The organism is Aequorivita soesokkakensis (assembly GCF_001641085.1).
GTDB lineage: Bacteria > Bacteroidota > Bacteroidia > Flavobacteriales > Flavobacteriaceae > Aequorivita > Aequorivita soesokkakensis.
Map to the genome: position 1 here is coordinate 41,795 of NZ_LXIE01000045.1, position 17,406 is coordinate 59,200.

Here is a 17,406-nt window from a genome sequence, read left to right on the forward strand (position 1 = left end):
TTTCATAATTAAAACGAGTATCCAAATATCCACACTTAAAACACTGGACCAGCGTTTTGGCACTTTATTTTGATACCTTTGAAAAAACATTGAGAGTGCTTTTATGACTTTAGAAAAAAACCTTAAGGAGCGTATCAAAGAACTTACATGTTTGTATGAAGTTTCTTCCATTATCGTAAATAACGATTATAAAGAACTGGACAAAACACTCTTTTCCATCGCGTTAAGTCTTCGGAAATCATTACAATTTAGCAAACATGCCACAGTTGAAATCAGTTCGGAACCGTTCCATCTCCTCTCTTCTACACTTCCGAAAAAAACCGTTTTTATTGAAAGCGTTATTACTATTTTCAATGAGCCGAAAGGATATATAAAAATCCATTATCCCGCAGATAAATTCACCAAAAAGGATTTTTTAAAAGAAGAAAAAAAACTGCTGAAAAACGTGGTAATCAACGTTGGTGATTTGTTGGAACGCGTCGCCATCCGCGAAAACGAAGCCATCGTAAAACGAAAAATGGAGCACGCGGACCGCTTGAGTATTTTGGGCGAAATAACCGCGGGAATAGCCCACGAGCTCAACACGCCGCTCGCCAATATTTTGGGCTTTGCCGAACTCTTAAAAAGCAAGGAATCAGAAAACACACAAAGTTGCCAAGACCTCGATAAGATTATAAACAGTGCCATTTTTTCACGCGAAGTAGTAAAAAAGCTGATGTTCTTCGCCTGCGAAATGCCACAGAATTTGGGGCAGACAGACATCATTCCCGTGATAAACGAAGCGATGAATTTGCTGGACCCAACGTTTAAAAAGAACGAAGTAAAATACAAAGTAATTCTCCCGAAAAGTCCCGTTTTATTGAAAGCGGATACAATTCAATTGACGCAGGTAATCTTCAATTTGGCACTGAACGCAATTTACTTTTCCCCAAAAGATGGTTTGATAAAAATCATTTTGGAAGAAACAAAAAAGAAAATTGTACTTAAGATTTCCGATGAAGGACCGGGAATTTCGGCTGAAAACGTGCAGAAAATATTTCAACCTTTTTTTACAACAAAAACCGTTGGCGATGGTTCCGGTTTGGGATTGAGCGTTGTTCACGGAATTATCCGCGCCCACCGTGGAACCATAGATTATCAACCAAATATTCCTAAGGGCGCCACTTTTATTATTACTTTTCCAAAACAATAAAGCCAATGCTGCAAAAGGAAAACATACTGATAGTAGATGACGATATCAACATTTTGGAGCTGCTTCAGCGGCATCTACATTCGTTGGATTATCACACTTATAAAGCAATATCCGTAAAGGAAGCCGTCACCATTTTGCGCGACACCGAAATAGATTTATTGATTACCGATCTAAAAATGCCCGAAGTGGACGGTTTCCAGCTCATTCAATTTGCTTCGGAACATTACCCGAATATGCCAAAATTGGTGGTTACGGGTTATCCTTCGGTACAGGATGCGCTTTCTGCCATAAAATCGGGCGCTGTGGATTATTTGGTGAAACCATTTACGAAAGAGGAATTGAAACAGGGCGTTTTAAAATCGCTTTCCACAAAAACAAAACGAAAAACCGCAATCGAAACTTCCGATGTAAAAAAATACAACGAAATAATTGGTGAAAGCGAAGCCATTAAAAACGTAACCCAAATAATTGAACGTGTAAAAGACAATAAAGCCACCATTTTCATAAGCGGTGAAAGCGGTACGGGAAAAGAGCTTGTGGCGCGTTCCATTCATTACAACGGAAAATTTTCGCGTGCGCCCTTTATTGCGGTGAACTGCGGTGGAATTCCCGAAAATCTATTGGAATCGGAACTTTTTGGGTACGTAAAAGGCGCCTTTACTGGAGCCAACGACAATCGCGAAGGATTTTTCCAAGCGGCCGAAGGCGGAACTATTTTCCTCGATGAAATTGGGAATGCTTCCCTTTCGGTGCAATCCAGACTTTTACGGGTTTTGCAGGAAAAGGAAGTGGTTAAAGTTGGCTCGCGAAAAACTGAAAAAATAGATGTCCGCGTTATTGCTGCAACCAATAGCAATCTGAAAGAAATGATTGCAAAGGAAACATTTCGGGAAGACCTTTTTTACAGATTGACGGTCGTGGAAATTGATGTACCGCCTCTTCGGGAGCGAAAGGAAGATATTCCGTTGTTAGCTGATAAATTCCTTTTTAAATATGGCAACGAATACAAAGACCGATACATAACTATTGACACTGAAGCGCAAGCCCTTTTGCAGCGTTATGATTGGCCGGGCAATATTCGGGAATTGGAAAATGTAATTCAGCGCGCCGTGATAATGTGTGACAGAACAATAGGCATAAAAGATTTGCCCGAGACCTTAAAATACCAAATAAACTTTCCTGAAGATGGACTCCTTTCCTTAAAGGAAATGGAGAAGAAATACATCCAAAAAGTACTTGCCGCAACTGACAACAACCAAACCAAAGCTGCAGAAATACTTAAAATAGACCGCAAAACACTACGCGGGAAAACGAAAGAATAAATACAAAAAACACCAAAATTCAAATTCCAAATTCCAAAGAAGTCTTTTTGGAATTTCATTTCACTGGGTAATTTCTCCCCAATGCGGAATATATTCCCCAACTGCTTCATTAAGAATATTACATCTGCAAAAATATAATGTACTTTTAATCAATTGTTTGCAGATTATTTTCAAAATAATTCCAGTTAATGGCATACAGGTTGCCAAATAGGAATTGCAAATAATAAGTAACTATGAATACAAACCCAATAAATCTTTGCAACGGATGTGCACACGCAAGCTATTGTGTGTTAACGCACAACCAAAGCGTGGTGTTTTCCTGTTCAGAATTTGATGAGCTACAGCATCACGAACCCAAACCTTTACTGAAAATAACCAAAAGAAAGCCTGAAATGGCTACTATTTAAAAACAAGTATTAAAATGACAAATACACAAACAGTGGAAAAACCGCAACCTGTAAAAAGAGGAATGTTAGACAACGTGTTGGAACAATTCAACCACGCTGCAGACAAAATAGATCTGAACCCAAACGTTCGCAAAATTCTTAGTATTACAAATACCGAAATTATTATTCATTTCCCAGTCCGAATGGACAATGGCGATGTGGAAATATTCACCGGTTACCGCGTGCAGCACAATAACGCACTCGGACCTTACAAAGGCGGTCTTCGTTACCACCCAACCGTTGATATTGACGCCGCACGCGCCTTGGCAATGTGGATGACTTGGAAAACATCTTTGGCAGGTTTGCCCTACGGTGGCGCAAAGGGAGGAATACAGATTGATCCTTCAAAATATTCAAAAAGTGAATTGGAGCGCATTACCCGAAGATTTACCTATGCTTTAGGCGAAAACATTGGCCCAGAACACGATATTCCAGCGCCAGACGTAAATACAAATGACCAAACAATGGCGTGGATTGCTGATACGTATATGAGTACCAAAAATACCAGTGAGCGTTCCAAAAACCAGCACGTTGTTACAGGAAAACCCGTGGGCAGCGGTGGTTTGGAAGGTCGTGATCGTGCAACCGGTTATGGTGTGTTTTTGACCATTAAATTTTGGGCAGAAAAAAACAACGAAAGCCTAAAAGGAAAAACATTTATTGTTCAAGGTTTTGGAAACGTAGGCTATTGGGCCGCACATTTCCTTGAAAACGAAGGTGCAAAAATGGTTGGCGTTCAAGATGCTTTCGGAAGTGTTCAAAACAAAGAAGGAATTACTGTTGAAGATCTTTTCAACTATGGAAAAGCGAATAATGGCAGCATTGTAGGCTTTCCAGAAGCTACCGCTATGGATGGCAAGGAATTTTTCGGCTTGGATTGCGACATCTGTATTCCAGCCGCATTGGGCAACCAAATTACGGCTCAGAATGCAGCTTCCATAAAAGCAACTTTAATTGCGGAAGGCGCCAATGGCCCAACAGATGTTGAAGGTGAAAAAATATTGATGGAACGCGGCATCACTATCATTCCAGACATCATGTGTAATTCTGGCGGGGTTATAGGAAGTTATTTTGAATGGCTTCAAAACCGTAACGGGGAGCTTTGGCAGATGGACGAGATTTTGGAGAAATTGGAGAAAAAACTTAAATCCACTTTCAAAAAAGTAACCGCCTATTCCGAAGAAAACGGAGTGGATATGCGTACCGCAGCTTTTGCAATTGCCATAGAGCGAATTGAAAAAGCATACATTTTAAGAGGGATTTTCCCATAATAAATAAGAACCTGGATAGATGGAACATCCAAGCAGTTTCGTGGCCGATGATGATGTTTTTAGGATGTTCCATTTCACCAAAATAATTAGAATATGAAATACGGAAATTTGATATTGGAAAAAAAGGAATACGTTTTTTTAAAGCGCCTTTTGAATGTTACTGGCTATTACAAGGATCAGAACACGAAAGATTCATTAAAAAAATTAAGCGGGGAATTAACAACTGCCATTATTTACGACAATGAGGAAATGCCAGAAGATATCATCCGTTTCAACAGCGTTGTCACTGTAAAATCTGGCACTTGGGGAACAGAATTTCAATTGGTAATACCAACCGCGCGGGATATTTCAGCAAATAAAATTTCAATCTTGGCCCCGATGGGTTCGGCTGTTATGGGATATGCGGAAGGCGATTCAGTAATTTGGAATTTTCCAAACGGTGCTAAAGAACTTCAAATAACAAGCGTGAAACAGGCCGAAAGACCTATTGATATAGATGTACTTTTATAAGTATTGAGAATTGAAAAGAAAATTGAAAAGAAAATTGAGAAATCAGTAATATTTTAAGTTATGCAGATTTACGATCACGACAGTCCGGAAACAATCACATTTAAAAATAATAGCATTGAGCTGGATAATTGGATTAACCACCTTGAATATATTGAAAAGGAGATAAGCAATTTGTTAAACCTTAGCAAAGCCGAACTTCTTAATGCGATGGACCAGAAACCTGTCCTTATGAGACTTTCCATTAAAAAAGAAGAAAATCGCAACAATCTGAATGCCTTCAGAAGATATAAAGATGGTTTGCCCCAGGCAGCAGAATGTGAAGATGTGGATTGTGATATGTTTTACGTAACCGAACACGAAAGATACCGAAAAGTATATATGTACCATTTGGAAAAATACAGAAGGGTAAAAGAAGAATACTTTAGTATTCTGAGTAAATAATTCATAAAAACAGTTTCAAGAAAAAGTTATGAGCGAACAGTCGCAGCCCAAGACAATAGGAATCCTAAAAACCCCAAACGATCCGCGGGTTTGTTTGTTACCCAAAGAAGTGAAACGTCTTACCGGGGAGTTAGCGCTCAACATTCTTTTTGAGCCCGGGCTGGGCAGTTCGCTACAAATTGACGATGAGGAATATTTAGAGGCTGGTGCAACTTGCCAATCTCGGGAATTAATTTTTAAAAATTCGGATACCATAGTATCCATTAACCATACTTTTAGCGAAGTGGAAATGAAGGGGGGTTGTTGCTTCATTGGTATTTTCAACCCCCTCTTTCATGATTCCAAACTCGCTATTTACCAAAAACACGGAGCTACAGTTTACAGTCTGGACCTTCTGCCACGAACTACTCTGGCACAATCCATGGATGTGCTTTCATCTATGGCTTCACTGGCTGGATACAGGGCAGTAATTAAAGCTTCGGAAATATACAACGGTGTTTTCCCGATGTTTACAACCGCTGCCGGAACGCTTACACCTGTAAAAATTTTAGTGCTTGGCGCAGGTGTTGCAGGTTTACAAGCCATTGCCACGGCTCGTCGTTTGGGCGCAATAGTAGAGGCTTTTGATGTGCGCAAATCTGCTGGGGAAGAAGTGCGAAGTCTTGGCGCAACCTTTATTGAAGTGGAAGGTTATACTGAATCTTCAAATGCAGGTGGTTATGCCGTGGAGCAAAGTGAAGAATACCAAAGAAAGCAGAAAGAGCTAATTCACAACCATATTAAAACGGCAAACATCGTAATAAGCACCGCAAACATTCCCGGAAGAAAAGCGCCTTTGCTTATTGAAACCCGTTCCGTGGAAGCCATGCAACCCGGTAGCGTAATCATCGATTTAGCAGCCGAACAAGGCGGAAACTGCGAACTTTCAAAAAATAAAGAAACAATCAATCACAACGGAGTTACCATTTTAGGAAATTCAAGCCTTTCGGCTGAAATTCCCGCTGCGGCTTCAAAATTGCTTTCCAACAATTATTTCTCCTTTTTAAAATACAAGCAAAAGGCAGAAAACCAAGAAAACGATCCATTGCTATCCGCCAGCCAAATAATAAACGCAGGCGAATGGGCGCATCCACATTTCATCAAACAACTACAACCAGCCTAACCATGGATTTTATAAATCAACACATTCAAGAAATTTACTTTGTTCTCTTTTGTGTCTTCATCGGCATCGAAGTAATTGCAAATGTTCCCGCCATTTTGCACACGCCACTTATGAGCGGTGCAAACGCCATTAGTGGTGTTATTTTGGTGGGCGCCATCATTGTAATGCTTCGGGTGCCGGGAGACGATTACCTCAACCTCACTTTTGGGGGAATCGCAGTTTTTCTAGGCACCCTTAATATTTCCGGCGGTTTCTTCGTTACGGGACGAATGCTGAAAATGTTCAGCCAAAAAAAATAATTACAGATGTACGCAATTATTGAAGTAGGCTATTTATTGGCCACCCTTTCCTTTTTGGGAGGATTGAAGTTTATGAGTTCCCCCAAAAGTGCAAAAACTGGAAACCTAATAGCCGCCTTTGGGATGGTTTTGGCTGTAGTGCTTACGTTTGTGGCCGCAGTTACAGCCACAGTTCCCTATACAAATTTAATAATCATGCTTCTGGCAATTGCCGTTGGAACCATTATTGGCAAACGACTTTCCGATAAAGTGGAAATGACGGGAATGCCACAATTGGTATCACTTTTCAACGCAACGGGCGGTGGCTGTGCCATGCTTTTAGGGTTGGTGGAAGCCAATCAAATGGATGTTTCCACTGCAATTTTGGGCAATAAAATTTTACTGATTGCTGGTTTAATTACGGGTGCAATCGCCTTAACGGGAAGTATTATTGCTGAACGCAAACTCGCCGGAAAAGTGAAGGATAGACGCAGCAAAATCGTAATCTTTTCGGCAAGAATACTTTTAGCATTGATGGTTTTATTGCCAACGCTCTATTTCTTCGGAATCATTCCAATGGATTTTACCGTTTTTATGTATGTTTTGGCAACGCTGGCAATGGTTTATGGGGTGCTTTTCGTGCTTCCAATTGGCGGTGCGGATATGCCTGTGGTGATTTCACTTTTGAACAGTATTACAGGTATAGCTACGGCTTTCGCAGGTTTTGTTTACAGCAACAAAGCGATGATTGCTGGTGGAATTTTTGTAGGTGCTGCGGGAATTTTGCTTACACTTTTAATGTGTAAAGCAATGAATCGGTCGTTGCTAAAAGTGCTTGCTGGAACTTTCAAAAAGAGCAAAAACGGCACAGTTGAAGTGGAACAGGATATAAAGGAAATCAGCATTTCAGAAACTGCTTTATCACTTTCCTTTGCACAAAAAGTAGCCATCGTTCCCGGCTACGGACTTGCAGTTGCACAGGCACAGCACATTTGCGGCCAACTTCAACAATTGTTAGAAAAACGCAATGTGGAAGTAGATTACATTATCCATCCGGTTGCAGGAAGAATGCCTGGCCATATGAATGTTTTGTTAGCCGAAGCTAATGTGGATTATTCCCGTTTAAAGGAAATGGACGAGGGAAATGAAAACATGGAACAATATGATACCGTCTTGGTTTTGGGCGCAAATGACGTTGTTAACCCAGCAGCAGAAAATAATCCCGACAGCCCAGTTTACGGTATGCCAATCATACGTGTTTACGAAAGCAAGCAGGTAATTGTGATTAAACGAAGCATGAACAAAGGCTACGCCGGCGTGCAAAACGATCTATTTGGACTGGACAATTGCAGTATTCTTTTTGGTGATGCGAAAGCTTCTTTGCAGGAAATCGTGAACCAGTTGAAGCTGATTTAAACAAATTAACCATCTACTCAAAACTATTAAGGCAAACTTCAAGCATTTCCAAATCGAAGAATTCATCTTCAAGATTTGCGTTGTGGGTAAAGAACAGACAATTTATTTTTTCGGCAACAAAACGCTCACCCCATAACTCTTCAAAAATTGTTAAAAAGGCATTTTCTAAATCACTGTCGTCAACCTTTGCAAGATTTAAAGGAAGCAGCAAAAGAAGATCGAAAATATCTTTTTCAGGATCCCATGAATAAACTGTAAAGCGGATATCTTTTGGTATTATGCTAAAACCATCACATTTAAATGGTTCCATCAGCATTTTCGGATCTGTTTCAATTTTCCCCTCAACTAAAGCTTTTATTTCCCAATATTCAATTTCGGGTGCTTCATCTACCAAACGATTCACATATAATAACAAATCTCTATTCCCGGAACAGGAAATAGTAAAAACAAATTTTTTGTTTGAACCCTTTTCTGGAGATAAAATATTTGGGGTTAGTCCGGGACAATAATCTTCCAATTGGGCACAGAGATATGAAAAAGTCTTGTAATTTTTTTCTTCTGCCATAGAATCTAAATCGAGACGAAGTGCTTCCTCGAGATTTTTAAAATCTTCCCAAAACTCCTTTGCAGTCATGATAAACGATTTTATTAATCCTGATTGTTGAATCTTACAGATTAGTTCTCCATAAATTTAATAAATAGCTGGGGAAAATAAACCATTTTTAAAATTCAACGGAATACCCTCTTCTATTTTTGAGAAAAAATTAAGGAGCTTTTACTTCGGTTTTATAGATTCAGAATCACCAAAATTGAAGCAATTGAAATAAAAATCCACAACGAAACCCCGAGAATCATCGGTTTCCAGCCTGCAGATTTTATTTTTTTCATGGAAAGTCCGGCGCCAATCAAAAATAAGGTTAGTACCAATAATGATTTTGAAACACGCGTAATTCCATTTGTCAATTCATCGGGAATGGCGAGATAACTATTCAAAACAATGGCTAAAATAAAGAGGAAGATAAAATAGGGAACTTTCACGCTTTTACCCTTTCCTTTAAAAAGAAATACCGAAAGCAATGAAAGCGGAATAATCCAAAGTGCCCGAGCAAGTTTCACTGTTGTTGCTACTTTTAATGCTTCGTCCCCAAAGGTGTAAGCTGCCCCAACAACTGAACTGGTATCGTGAATAGCGATGGCGCACCAAAGCCCAAATTGATGTTGGGTCATTTCAAGCAAATGCCCAATGGGCGGAAAAACAATCAACGCAATAGAATTCAGCAGAAAAATTACGCCCAGCGAAATTGAAATATCTTTTTCCGAAGCATTTATAACCGGAGAAACGGCGGCAATGGCACTTCCGCCACAAATGGCTGTTCCCGAACTGATGAGATGGCTGCTTTTTCGATTCATTTTTAAGGCTCTTCCCAAAAAATAACCCAATATCAAAGTAATGGAAATTGAAAAAACAGTAAGTAAAAAACCATCCTGCCCAGCGGCAAGTGTTTCTTTTAAATTCATTCCAAAACCTAAACCTACAACTGCTATTTTCAATAACCAGTTTACCGCCTTGCTGTTCAACGTTAAAAAAGGGTGGCCTAAAAAATAGGAAAACAAAAATCCGCCAACCAACGCCACCGGACTACTGACATAACCCAAAATGCAAAGTACCATACATATTACAAAAAGTACTTTTATTAATGTTTCATTTTTTTGGGAAATTTCTTTCATTTCAATTAATTGCTTTGCTTTTCTTCGCTTTCTTTTTCCTTTTTTAAAACCACGGTTCTGTAGGGGAACGGTATTTCAATCCCTTCTTTATCGAAACGTTTTTTGATGCTTTCCAACAAATCACAGCGCATATCAAAAGCGTCTGAAAAATTTCGGGCCCAAACCCATGCTCGGATAGTAACGGAAGAATCATTTAGCGAGATTAGTGCAACTCTTACCACAGGATGGCCATCTTTGATTTCAATTGGGGTACGATTGTCCATAACATGCGGGTGCTTTTCGCTTTCTTCTTGCATTATTTTTTTTGCCAAATCCACGTCGCTGTCGTATGAAATTCCAATTTCTATACGTTCGCAGACTTTCATCTCTCCCAAATCGTAATTTATAAGTTTTTCTTTATTGATAATCGCATTTGGAATAACAATCATTTTGTTTTCAAAATTTCGGATTACTGTGTGCCGAAGTGTGATATCTACAACGGTTCCGACCATAGTGTCCGTAACTTTAACAACATCGCCAATTTTAAAGGGTTTGAATGAAATAATAAAAATTCCGCCCACCAGATTTGACAGGGCTTCCTGCGAAGCAACCCCTGCAATAATCGCGATAACCCCAGCTCCGCCAAGAGCGGTTTTCGCAATGCCTTCCAAGGAAGGGAAGGCCAAAAGCGCAAAAAGAATTCCCGTGATATAAATTCCGATAACGGCTACATACCGCAAGAATTTAAAACTGGTGGGATCCTGTGCGTTTAAAATTTTCCGCTGAATACTTCTGCGAAACCACATATTTGCTGAAGCCGCGCTTACTATGGTTACAACAGCCAGAATTCCCAAATACAATATGAGCTTAAAATTATGCCTTAACGCGCTGTACTTTTCCTCATTCACAAAAAGAAAACTTATGGCTATAAGCCCTAAAACTAACCACAACGCATTCAGAATCCGTTTTACCCAATTTACTGCATTGGGTTGCTCAGTAGGATATTTTTTTTGCTCTTGCCTCAGTAACCATTTGTGGAGTTGGTTGGTAAGAAACCGCAGAAAAAATACCGAAACAATTACGACCAGCGCATAAATAAGCTGGGATTTGTATGCTTCAAAAAAATCTGTCATAAAAATTAAAACTCTTTACAAGTTCAATTTATAAAAATTGTTACAGCAGAGGGGGTTTTGAGTCATTACTTCACAAAAAAATCTCCGTTGTTCCAAGTAAAACACCAAAAGTACTAAATGAAAACCTGTGAAACTTCAAAATGACTTTTAATCTTTTCATCTGTTTTTATAAAATTGGCTCAATGTAAAATTTGAATTCATTGTTTTTTCCCAACCGAGTACTTCAAAAGATTTAATACCTTTAAACACCAATTAAAAACCCTGTTTATGAGAACTTTTTCTGCCAAAATTTTAATCCTCTCAATTGCACTTCTTTTTTTAAATTTTTCTGTAAAAGCTCAGGCTTTGAGCGGTTCCCAAATTGATAGTTTGGTAGAGAAAACAATGAAAACCTTTGACGTGCCCGGAATGGCGGTTGCGGTTTTGAAAGATGGCAAGATTTATCATAAAAATACCTACGGCGTTCGTTCGCTTAAAACAAATGCCGAAGTAAACGAAAATACACTTTTCGGTGTGGCTTCAAACACCAAAGCTTTTACCACGGCGGCTTTGGGGCAACTCGTTGACCAAGGAAAACTTACTTGGGACACCAAAGTAACTGACGTTATTCCCGAATTTCAACTTTCAGATTCCTATGTAACGCGCGAATTTACAGTGCGCGATTTGGTAACACACCGAAGCGGTTTGGGGCTCGGCGCTGGAGATTTGATGATTTTTCCCGCAAATAATACCACAACAAAAGCCGAAATGATCCACAACCTTCGGTATTTAAAACCTGTTTCATCTTTTAGAAGCAAGTTTGATTATGACAATTTGCTATACATTGTTGCTGGCGAAGTAGTTGCAAGAATTTCTGGAAAAAGCTATGACGATTATATTGCAGAAAACTTTTTTAAACCCATGGGAATGAACCGTTCCTTTCTTTCCATTCCAAAAATTAAAGCAGACGATAACAGAATTGACGGCCACGCCCCAGTAAACGGAAAGCTGGAATTGACTGGTGATACTTTCACACAAATAGCTACGCCCGCCGGTGGAATTTTCGCTTCCATAAACGATATGAGCACTTGGGTGCAGGCGCAACTGAACGATGGAAAATACGGTGAGAAATTACAGGACAGCCTTTTCAGTAGTAAAGTGCACAACGAAATGTGGACGCCACAAACCATTTTAAGAAGTGGAAAAGGTCCGTACAACACACATTTTTCGGCTTATGGTTTGGGTTGGTTTTTAAGTGATGTGAATGGTTATTTCCAGGTTACCCATACGGGCGGATTGAATGGAATCGTGAGTCAAGTTACCCTTATTCCAGAGATGGATCTTGGGATTATTGTGCTTACCAACCAGCAAAGCGGTTCTGCGTTTACGGCAATTACCAATTCAATAAAAGATGGATATTTCGGCATAAAAGGTGAAGACAGAATTAAGCAATACAACGACCGCAGATTGGCGGGCGAAAAAGAAGAGGAAAAAATTGTTTCTGAAGTTGAAAAAAGTATTGAGGCACAATTAAAAAGCAAAGCGCCAAAACCCAATCCAGTAGATTACACAGGAACATATAAAGATGTTTGGTTTGGCAATGTTGCCATCAGCAATCAAAACGGAAGCCTTTATTTTAAAGCTGAAAAATCGAAAGATTTAACTGGGTCAATGACTTTTTACAAAGGAACAACTTACGCAGTGCGTTGGAACGACGCCTCCTTAAAAGCGGATGCTTTTGTTACTTTTAGTTTGGATACGGAAGGAAAAGCGAACGGTTTTACAATGAGCCCAATCTCGCCGTTGACTGATTTTAGTTATGATTTTCAGGATTTGGAGTTTGGGAGGGTGGAATAAACGCAACACTTCTGAAAGAACGGGATTAGTGCTTTTCATAGGAGCCGTTGTTGTGCATAGTTTTTTATCCACATTTTTGTTTTAGTTCGGCTTTAAATTCCTCGGTTATATTTGGGTTTTTCATTTTATCAGCTTTATCTAAATATTTGTTGGCTTTTTTACAATCTCCCAAATACATATTGATAATTGAAAGTTTGTAAATAGTGTCTGAATTTTTTTCGTCAATCGAATAAGCTTTTTCAAGATATTTTACTGAATTATTGAGATTTTCCGCAGCCTTTTCTGGGTTTGTATTGACCGAGTTGTAGTAATCTCCTAAATAAGTTGTTCCATAATCGGTCAGCATTTTAGAATGATTTGGATTTATTAAAAGTCCTTTATCAAACTGTTCTCTGGCGCTTTCCATTGCACCCAGATTAAAGTAGATTGTTCCATACCCGTAATATATATCCGCATTTTTTGGTTCCAATAAATAAGCTTGGTTAAATCTTTTCATTGCAGTTTGTAAATCTCTTCGCTCGTATATATATTGAAATCCTAATTCAGTCATTTTTTTGCTCGCGTCCTGTTTATTATCATAATGCTTAAGAATTTCCTCAATAAAGTCGTTATCGGCTTTTATTTGACTTTCGTTTTTTTCTAAGTCACCAAATTCGGGTTGAAGGTTAATATCGTTATTTGCTAATTCTTGCCACTTTTCAAAATTTGGGTTTTGTGCAGAAACATTGATTGCAAAAAGTAAAATTATAGCTGTTAATATTTTCATTTCGGGTATTTTTTAAATGTTGCACAATGTGTTTGTATAATATTAGTTGCTGGTTTAAGTACGAGGATTTTCCGCAGGAAAATCAGACGTAGTAAACTTGCAACGACCTTTAGTTAAGACCAAAATTGAGCAATTATTTTTATACATTGTTGGCAACTGGCTTTTTTTCATTCAGGTTGAGTTTCATCATTATGTCCGTTTGTTCATCGTTTCCGAGTTTGAAAACGTGTTTGTCGAACGCTTTAAATCCATTTTTTTCATAGAATCTAATTGCTCTTGGATTTTGTTCCCAAACTCCCAACCAAACATAATCCACATTTTTCTCTTTAGCCAATTCAATCGCCTTGTCGTAAAGTATTTGCCCAACTTTTTTTCCGTGAAATTCCTTTAGCACGTATATTCGTTCAATTTCAAGTGCGTTTTTGTCCTTTATTTCGGTTTGCGACTGTCCAACGTTTATTTTTAAATATCCGATTGTTTTTCCGTCAAGTTCCGCAAAGTAAAATTCAGCGTTTTGGTCGGTCAGTTCCGTAGTCAGTTTTTCCGTTGAAAATCCGTTTTCCAAATATTCTTTCATATTCTCCTCGCTGTTTTCCGAGGAAAAAGTTTCGGCAAAAGTCAGTTTTCCGATTTCTTTTAGTTTTTCAATATCTTGAATATTTACTTTTCTGATTTTCATTTTTTATCGTTCATTTTTTCAGCTTGCAGCTAACGGTTATGTATATGAGCTGTGGCGTGTTTTGGCACGAACCTCTCCAAATAAAAACTGGCTTTGGAAAATCCGCAGGATTTTCCAAGTAGGTGAGGACAAGCCATAGCTTATATACTGTGTTGTGCATAGTGTTTTCACGCCATCCATAGGTTTATTTCCGTCACAATTTTCCATTTTCCGTCAACCTTTTCAAAGATAACAATGTTTCCAGCTCCACATAATCCTCCACAGTGAATTGCATAGTAAGTTGACGCAAATTGTCCGCAATAATTGACTTGAGAAAACTCTACAACTTTATCAGTTCCGTATTTTCTTTTTATTCCATTCCATCCTCGATTTATCAATCTAAATTTTTTGAAATATCCGTTGTATTTTTTGTCCGTTATTGTTTCAATTCCGATTGTTGGTTTTCGCAATAATTCCGCTTTAATTTTTGGATGTTCACTTTTGTCCGAAGTCAGTTTTACAACCACATTTCTTAAATCCTTTTCTTTAATCAATCTTTTTAAAAACGTTGTGTCTTTATAAGTCATACTGTAAAGCAAACTCAAATCAGATTTGGTGATTGTATCATTCTCGTGATTGAAGACGTGATAAGTTCCATCAAATTCGTCCATAAATTGCTCAATCAATACAAACTTATCTTTTTCCGCACTTTTTCCTAATTCCAAACGCTCGGACAAAATCAGAGAATACATTTCGTAATCATCTTTTTCCGATTGAGAAAATGACAATTGAGAAATCAATATTATTAATATGAGCAGTTTTTTCAACATTATGCACAACGTATTTGTGTATGATTAGTGGCGCGTTTAAGCACCTAGTTTAGTAAATAAAAACCGAATAGAAAATCCGCGAGGATTTTCGTAAGTAGGCGAGAACCAGCCATTAATTATACACGGTGTTGGCGGTAGTTTTTATTATTCCTCGTCTTTAAATCCTTCTCTTTTTCCTTTTTTCAGTTTATCGTCAGCAAGACTTTGATAAACGTCTCTAAATTTGATAAGAGTCCTATCCTCTTGTAATAATCTGTCAGAAATATCAGATAAAAAGTTTTCTAAATTATCATCATTAACTCCCAAGTGTTTAGCCTTATAATGAAATTCGTGAGTTATATCTCCCCAAGCATCTTGTAATTTAGTTCTGATTTGAATTTCTGTAATCATCTCTTCGGGTACAACTGATATTTCCCCAGATTCAGTTCTTTGTACGCTATCATAACTTACACTTGCAAGAATGTGAATTCCTCTATAACCTGATTTCTTCGGATTTTGAATATAATCTTCTATCGATTCATTAGAAATACTGAAATGACTTGATTTATTAATGTAATCTAAAACTCGTGAGCAATCATCTAAAAACCAACTTGTAATTCGAGCGCCAATTAAATCGGTAATTATTTCAGTTGGAAAATAAAATTGAGGCCAACCTTTTTTTTCTAATTTTTTCAAAAAACTTTTTAATGTTTTTGTTCTCGCTGTTACAATTAAGGCTTCAGGTGGAAGTCTATTTTCAATAGTATAAGCAAGACAGATTTGTTTAAGTTTTATTTCTAATAAGTCTTTTATTTGCTCAATTTCTTTTTCATATCTATCAAAAAATCTAACTGCCCTTTCTTTAAGTTCCTCTTTAGTCAATATTTTCCTTTCCTTCATATTTGTTTCCTTTTTTTAAATTACCGCCAACATGTGTATAAACGCACCTTTCAAATGTAAACATTTGTAAGCATTTGTAACATTTATAAAAACATGCTCTTTAATTTCGCTTGGCCTTGCTAATATACAAATTTACCCTTCCATATACGTCCACCACCCCAACGTTAGGGTCCTGAACCCTAAAATATACGTCCGCCAACCCTAACGTTAGGGTCCTGAACCCCAAAATATACGTCCGCCAACCCCAACGTTAGGGTCCTGAACCCCAAAATATACGTCCACCAACCCCATCGTTTGGGTCCTAGACCCTAAAATATAGGTTTACCAACCCTAACGTATATATCTTGAACCCTAACGGGATGGTTTAAGGACATTAAAAGGTGCTGCCAAAAAAAACAAAAAACAATTTGCCTTCTTAGCTATATTTATTAATTTCATAGAACGCTAAGTTGATGATTATGAAAACCACAAAAAGACTGGACGCAGCACTGGAAAAACTCTACACCGCTTTCCACAACAACACTTTAAATCCGGAGTGTTGTAATAACTGCGCAGTAGGGAATATTTGTAACAATACCGATAGCTGGAAACACCTCAGCGATGATCACGGTTCGTTGCAATTGAATTATGTGGGGCTGGTCCATGAAAATTTAGGGCGTAAATTTCACGGGTATTCCCCTTCGGAACTCCTAAAAATTGAAGCTGCATTTTTAAAAGGCTGTGGCTATACGCTGCCTTTGAACCACAGAAATGCAAAACCAAAAAACCTTACTTCCAAAGAAACATTGTTTAATGGCTTATGCGCCGCTGTAGCCTTTTTATGTACCCTTGACGGAATACAAAACGTGATGGATTTTTATCCGTTATTTCAAAAAGAAACCGAAATGCCCTTTTTGGAAACTGCCCAATAAAAAACCCCTTCTATCAGCTTCGCCAATAAAAGAGGTTTAGTAACAATTTTCTTTTTCAATTATACTTTTAAATCACCATGTTCGCCCAAATCTGGTTCGTTTCCGGTGATTGCGCCTTTGGCCATTTTCAAAAGCGAAATCACTTTTCCGTTTTTGGTGTCCCAATAATGGGCATCATCCGGTTGAATTTTAATGGCGGTAATATTTGGGTCATCAACGCCATCAAACCAAGCGTCGTCACCGCTTCCATATAGTTCTTTAATTCGGTTGCGGTCTGTGCTGATAGTAGCGCGGCCATACACGCTTAAAAACTCAAAGTTTCCTTTGTCGGCATAAATCAATTGGGTTCGGTTTTCCCTCTCAATATTTTTATTGTGCTCGCTGTTTTTGTTGCTGAGGAACCAAATGTTTCCGGCATCGTCCACTTCCTTCGTGCTCATTGGTACTACGTGAAAGGGTTGTTGTTTTAAATTTGTGGCCATCATTGTGAAATCAATACCTTCTGCCAGTTCCTTAATTTTCTTTTTTGCGTCTTCGTTTGTAAGGTTTTTTGTGCTCATAGTTTTTATTTTGAAGATACTAAAGATTTGAGCGGAGCACTTTTAAGAAAATCATAAAGTTTATCAATTTTATAAAAAGATTAAACAA

General features: G+C 38.2%; 19 protein-coding genes. 11 read left to right on the top strand and 8 right to left on the bottom strand.

Annotated elements, in window-relative coordinates; translation table 11 throughout:
- Nucleotides 1-103: 103 nt before the first annotated feature.
- The 9 genes from A7A78_RS12160 (at nt 104) to A7A78_RS12195 (ending at nt 8,038) form a co-directional block, all read left to right on the top strand.
- Nucleotides 104-1,192 carry a sensor histidine kinase gene (locus A7A78_RS12160; RefSeq protein ID WP_068762735.1) on the top strand — a complete coding sequence of 363 codons (1,089 nt, stop codon included), beginning with the start codon at nt 104-106 and terminating at the stop codon, nt 1,190-1,192.
- Between the two features lie 5 nt (nt 1,193-1,197).
- Nucleotides 1,198-2,514: a sigma-54-dependent transcriptional regulator gene (locus A7A78_RS12165; protein WP_068762736.1), complete on the top strand. Its 1,317-nt coding sequence runs from the start codon at nt 1,198-1,200 to the stop codon at nt 2,512-2,514.
- Between the two features lie 233 nt (nt 2,515-2,747).
- Nucleotides 2,748-2,921 (top strand): hypothetical protein, encoded by a 174-nt coding sequence (locus A7A78_RS15160; RefSeq protein WP_165593570.1) that lies wholly within the window; start codon nt 2,748-2,750, stop codon nt 2,919-2,921.
- A gap of 14 nt (nt 2,922-2,935) precedes the next feature.
- Nucleotides 2,936-4,231, top strand: a complete 1,296-nt coding sequence (locus A7A78_RS12170) for a Glu/Leu/Phe/Val family dehydrogenase (protein WP_068762737.1) — start codon at nt 2,936-2,938, stop codon at nt 4,229-4,231.
- A gap of 93 nt (nt 4,232-4,324) precedes the next feature.
- A complete protein-coding gene (locus A7A78_RS12175) occupies nt 4,325-4,741 on the top strand; it encodes a GreA/GreB family elongation factor (RefSeq protein WP_068762738.1) in 417 nt (138 codons plus the stop codon).
- 60 nt (nt 4,742-4,801) lie between these two features.
- Entirely contained in the window at nt 4,802-5,182 is a 381-nt protein-coding gene (locus A7A78_RS12180) for a hypothetical protein (protein ID WP_068762739.1), read from the top strand.
- Between the two features lie 28 nt (nt 5,183-5,210).
- Nucleotides 5,211-6,344, top strand: a complete 1,134-nt coding sequence (locus A7A78_RS12185) for an NAD(P) transhydrogenase subunit alpha (protein WP_068762740.1) — start codon at nt 5,211-5,213, stop codon at nt 6,342-6,344.
- Nucleotides 6,302-6,643 carry an NAD(P) transhydrogenase subunit alpha part 2 gene (locus tag A7A78_RS12190; RefSeq protein ID WP_278184091.1) on the top strand — a complete coding sequence of 114 codons (342 nt, stop codon included), beginning with the start codon at nt 6,302-6,304 and terminating at the stop codon, nt 6,641-6,643. Before A7A78_RS12185 ends, A7A78_RS12190 begins: the two co-directional genes overlap by 43 nt.
- 6 nt (nt 6,644-6,649) lie before the next feature.
- Nucleotides 6,650-8,038 carry an NAD(P)(+) transhydrogenase (Re/Si-specific) subunit beta gene (locus tag A7A78_RS12195; protein ID WP_068762742.1) on the top strand — a complete coding sequence of 463 codons (1,389 nt, stop codon included), beginning with the start codon at nt 6,650-6,652 and terminating at the stop codon, nt 8,036-8,038.
- A 13-nt stretch (nt 8,039-8,051) separates the two neighbouring features.
- Here the strand turns inward: A7A78_RS12195 and A7A78_RS12200 are convergent, their stop codons facing one another.
- From A7A78_RS12200 to A7A78_RS12210, 3 genes are all read right to left on the bottom strand, one after another.
- Complete coding sequence (locus A7A78_RS12200; RefSeq protein ID WP_068762743.1) at nt 8,052-8,672, bottom strand: hypothetical protein; 621 nt, start codon at nt 8,670-8,672, stop codon at nt 8,052-8,054.
- Between the two features lie 152 nt (nt 8,673-8,824).
- The gene (locus A7A78_RS12205) at nt 8,825-9,766 is read right to left on the bottom strand and encodes a YeiH family protein (protein ID WP_068762744.1); all 942 of its coding nucleotides are present in this window, start codon (nt 9,764-9,766) and stop codon (nt 8,825-8,827) included.
- 5 nt (nt 9,767-9,771) lie between these two features.
- Nucleotides 9,772-10,878, bottom strand: coding sequence for a mechanosensitive ion channel family protein (locus A7A78_RS12210; RefSeq protein ID WP_068762745.1), 1,107 nt, complete (start codon nt 10,876-10,878; stop codon nt 9,772-9,774).
- A gap of 267 nt (nt 10,879-11,145) precedes the next feature.
- On the opposite strand from A7A78_RS12210, the gene A7A78_RS12215 reads away from it, so the two are divergent.
- Nucleotides 11,146-12,714 (top strand): serine hydrolase, encoded by a 1,569-nt coding sequence (locus A7A78_RS12215; protein WP_068762746.1) that lies wholly within the window; start codon nt 11,146-11,148, stop codon nt 12,712-12,714.
- Nucleotides 12,715-12,778: 64 nt separating this feature from the next.
- Here A7A78_RS12215 and A7A78_RS12220 read toward each other — a convergent pair whose 3' ends face one another.
- The 4 genes from A7A78_RS12220 to A7A78_RS12235 all read right to left on the bottom strand — a co-directional run bounded on the left by A7A78_RS12220 (nt 12,779) and on the right by A7A78_RS12235 (nt 15,847).
- A complete protein-coding gene (locus tag A7A78_RS12220) occupies nt 12,779-13,480 on the bottom strand; it encodes a tetratricopeptide repeat protein (protein WP_068762747.1) in 702 nt (233 codons plus the stop codon).
- Between the two features lie 139 nt (nt 13,481-13,619).
- On the bottom strand, nt 13,620-14,159 hold the full coding sequence (locus A7A78_RS12225; RefSeq protein WP_068762748.1) for a GNAT family N-acetyltransferase: 540 nt from the start codon (nt 14,157-14,159) through the stop codon (nt 13,620-13,622).
- Nucleotides 14,160-14,326: 167 nt separating this feature from the next.
- Complete coding sequence (locus A7A78_RS12230) at nt 14,327-14,890, bottom strand: hypothetical protein (RefSeq protein WP_131811148.1); 564 nt, start codon at nt 14,888-14,890, stop codon at nt 14,327-14,329.
- Between the two features lie 222 nt (nt 14,891-15,112).
- The gene (locus A7A78_RS12235; protein ID WP_068762750.1) at nt 15,113-15,847 is read right to left on the bottom strand and encodes a GTP pyrophosphokinase; all 735 of its coding nucleotides are present in this window, start codon (nt 15,845-15,847) and stop codon (nt 15,113-15,115) included.
- Nucleotides 15,848-16,305: 458 nt separating this feature from the next.
- Here A7A78_RS12235 and A7A78_RS12240 point away from each other — a divergent pair, with 458 nt between their 5' ends.
- A complete protein-coding gene (locus A7A78_RS12240; RefSeq protein ID WP_068762834.1) occupies nt 16,306-16,758 on the top strand; it encodes a Na(+)-translocating NADH-quinone reductase subunit F in 453 nt (150 codons plus the stop codon).
- 59 nt (nt 16,759-16,817) lie between these two features.
- Here the strand turns inward: A7A78_RS12240 and A7A78_RS12245 are convergent, their stop codons facing one another.
- Nucleotides 16,818-17,318, bottom strand: a complete 501-nt coding sequence (locus tag A7A78_RS12245; RefSeq protein WP_068762751.1) for a pyridoxamine 5'-phosphate oxidase family protein — start codon at nt 17,316-17,318, stop codon at nt 16,818-16,820.
- Between the last annotated feature and the right edge of the window lie 88 nt (nt 17,319-17,406).

What these genes read in the sequence shown, in the direction of transcription:
- A7A78_RS12160 (WP_068762735.1), top strand. Translation starts at nt 104, where the DNA reads ATGACTTTAGAAAAAAACCTTAAGGAGCGTATCAAAGAACTTACATGT.
- A7A78_RS12165 (WP_068762736.1), top strand. Translation starts at nt 1,198, where the DNA reads ATGCTGCAAAAGGAAAACATACTGATAGTAGATGACGATATCAACATT.
- A7A78_RS15160 (WP_165593570.1), top strand. Translation starts at nt 2,748, where the DNA reads ATGAATACAAACCCAATAAATCTTTGCAACGGATGTGCACACGCAAGC.
- A7A78_RS12170 (WP_068762737.1), top strand. Translation starts at nt 2,936, where the DNA reads ATGACAAATACACAAACAGTGGAAAAACCGCAACCTGTAAAAAGAGGA.
- A7A78_RS12175 (WP_068762738.1), top strand. Translation starts at nt 4,325, where the DNA reads ATGAAATACGGAAATTTGATATTGGAAAAAAAGGAATACGTTTTTTTA.
- A7A78_RS12180 (WP_068762739.1), top strand. Translation starts at nt 4,802, where the DNA reads ATGCAGATTTACGATCACGACAGTCCGGAAACAATCACATTTAAAAAT.
- A7A78_RS12185 (WP_068762740.1), top strand. Translation starts at nt 5,211, where the DNA reads ATGAGCGAACAGTCGCAGCCCAAGACAATAGGAATCCTAAAAACCCCA.
- A7A78_RS12190 (WP_278184091.1), top strand. Translation starts at nt 6,302, where the DNA reads ATGGGCGCATCCACATTTCATCAAACAACTACAACCAGCCTAACCATG.
- A7A78_RS12195 (WP_068762742.1), top strand. Translation starts at nt 6,650, where the DNA reads ATGTACGCAATTATTGAAGTAGGCTATTTATTGGCCACCCTTTCCTTT.
- A7A78_RS12200 (WP_068762743.1), bottom strand. Translation starts at nt 8,672, where the DNA reads ATGACTGCAAAGGAGTTTTGGGAAGATTTTAAAAATCTCGAGGAAGCA.
- A7A78_RS12205 (WP_068762744.1), bottom strand. Translation starts at nt 9,766, where the DNA reads ATGAAAGAAATTTCCCAAAAAAATGAAACATTAATAAAAGTACTTTTT.
- A7A78_RS12210 (WP_068762745.1), bottom strand. Translation starts at nt 10,878, where the DNA reads ATGACAGATTTTTTTGAAGCATACAAATCCCAGCTTATTTATGCGCTG.
- A7A78_RS12215 (WP_068762746.1), top strand. Translation starts at nt 11,146, where the DNA reads ATGAGAACTTTTTCTGCCAAAATTTTAATCCTCTCAATTGCACTTCTT.
- A7A78_RS12220 (WP_068762747.1), bottom strand. Translation starts at nt 13,480, where the DNA reads ATGAAAATATTAACAGCTATAATTTTACTTTTTGCAATCAATGTTTCT.
- A7A78_RS12225 (WP_068762748.1), bottom strand. Translation starts at nt 14,159, where the DNA reads ATGAAAATCAGAAAAGTAAATATTCAAGATATTGAAAAACTAAAAGAA.
- A7A78_RS12230 (WP_131811148.1), bottom strand. Translation starts at nt 14,890, where the DNA reads ATGTATTCTCTGATTTTGTCCGAGCGTTTGGAATTAGGAAAAAGTGCG.
- A7A78_RS12235 (WP_068762750.1), bottom strand. Translation starts at nt 15,847, where the DNA reads ATGAAGGAAAGGAAAATATTGACTAAAGAGGAACTTAAAGAAAGGGCA.
- A7A78_RS12240 (WP_068762834.1), top strand. Translation starts at nt 16,306, where the DNA reads ATGAAAACCACAAAAAGACTGGACGCAGCACTGGAAAAACTCTACACC.
- A7A78_RS12245 (WP_068762751.1), bottom strand. Translation starts at nt 17,318, where the DNA reads ATGAGCACAAAAAACCTTACAAACGAAGACGCAAAAAAGAAAATTAAG.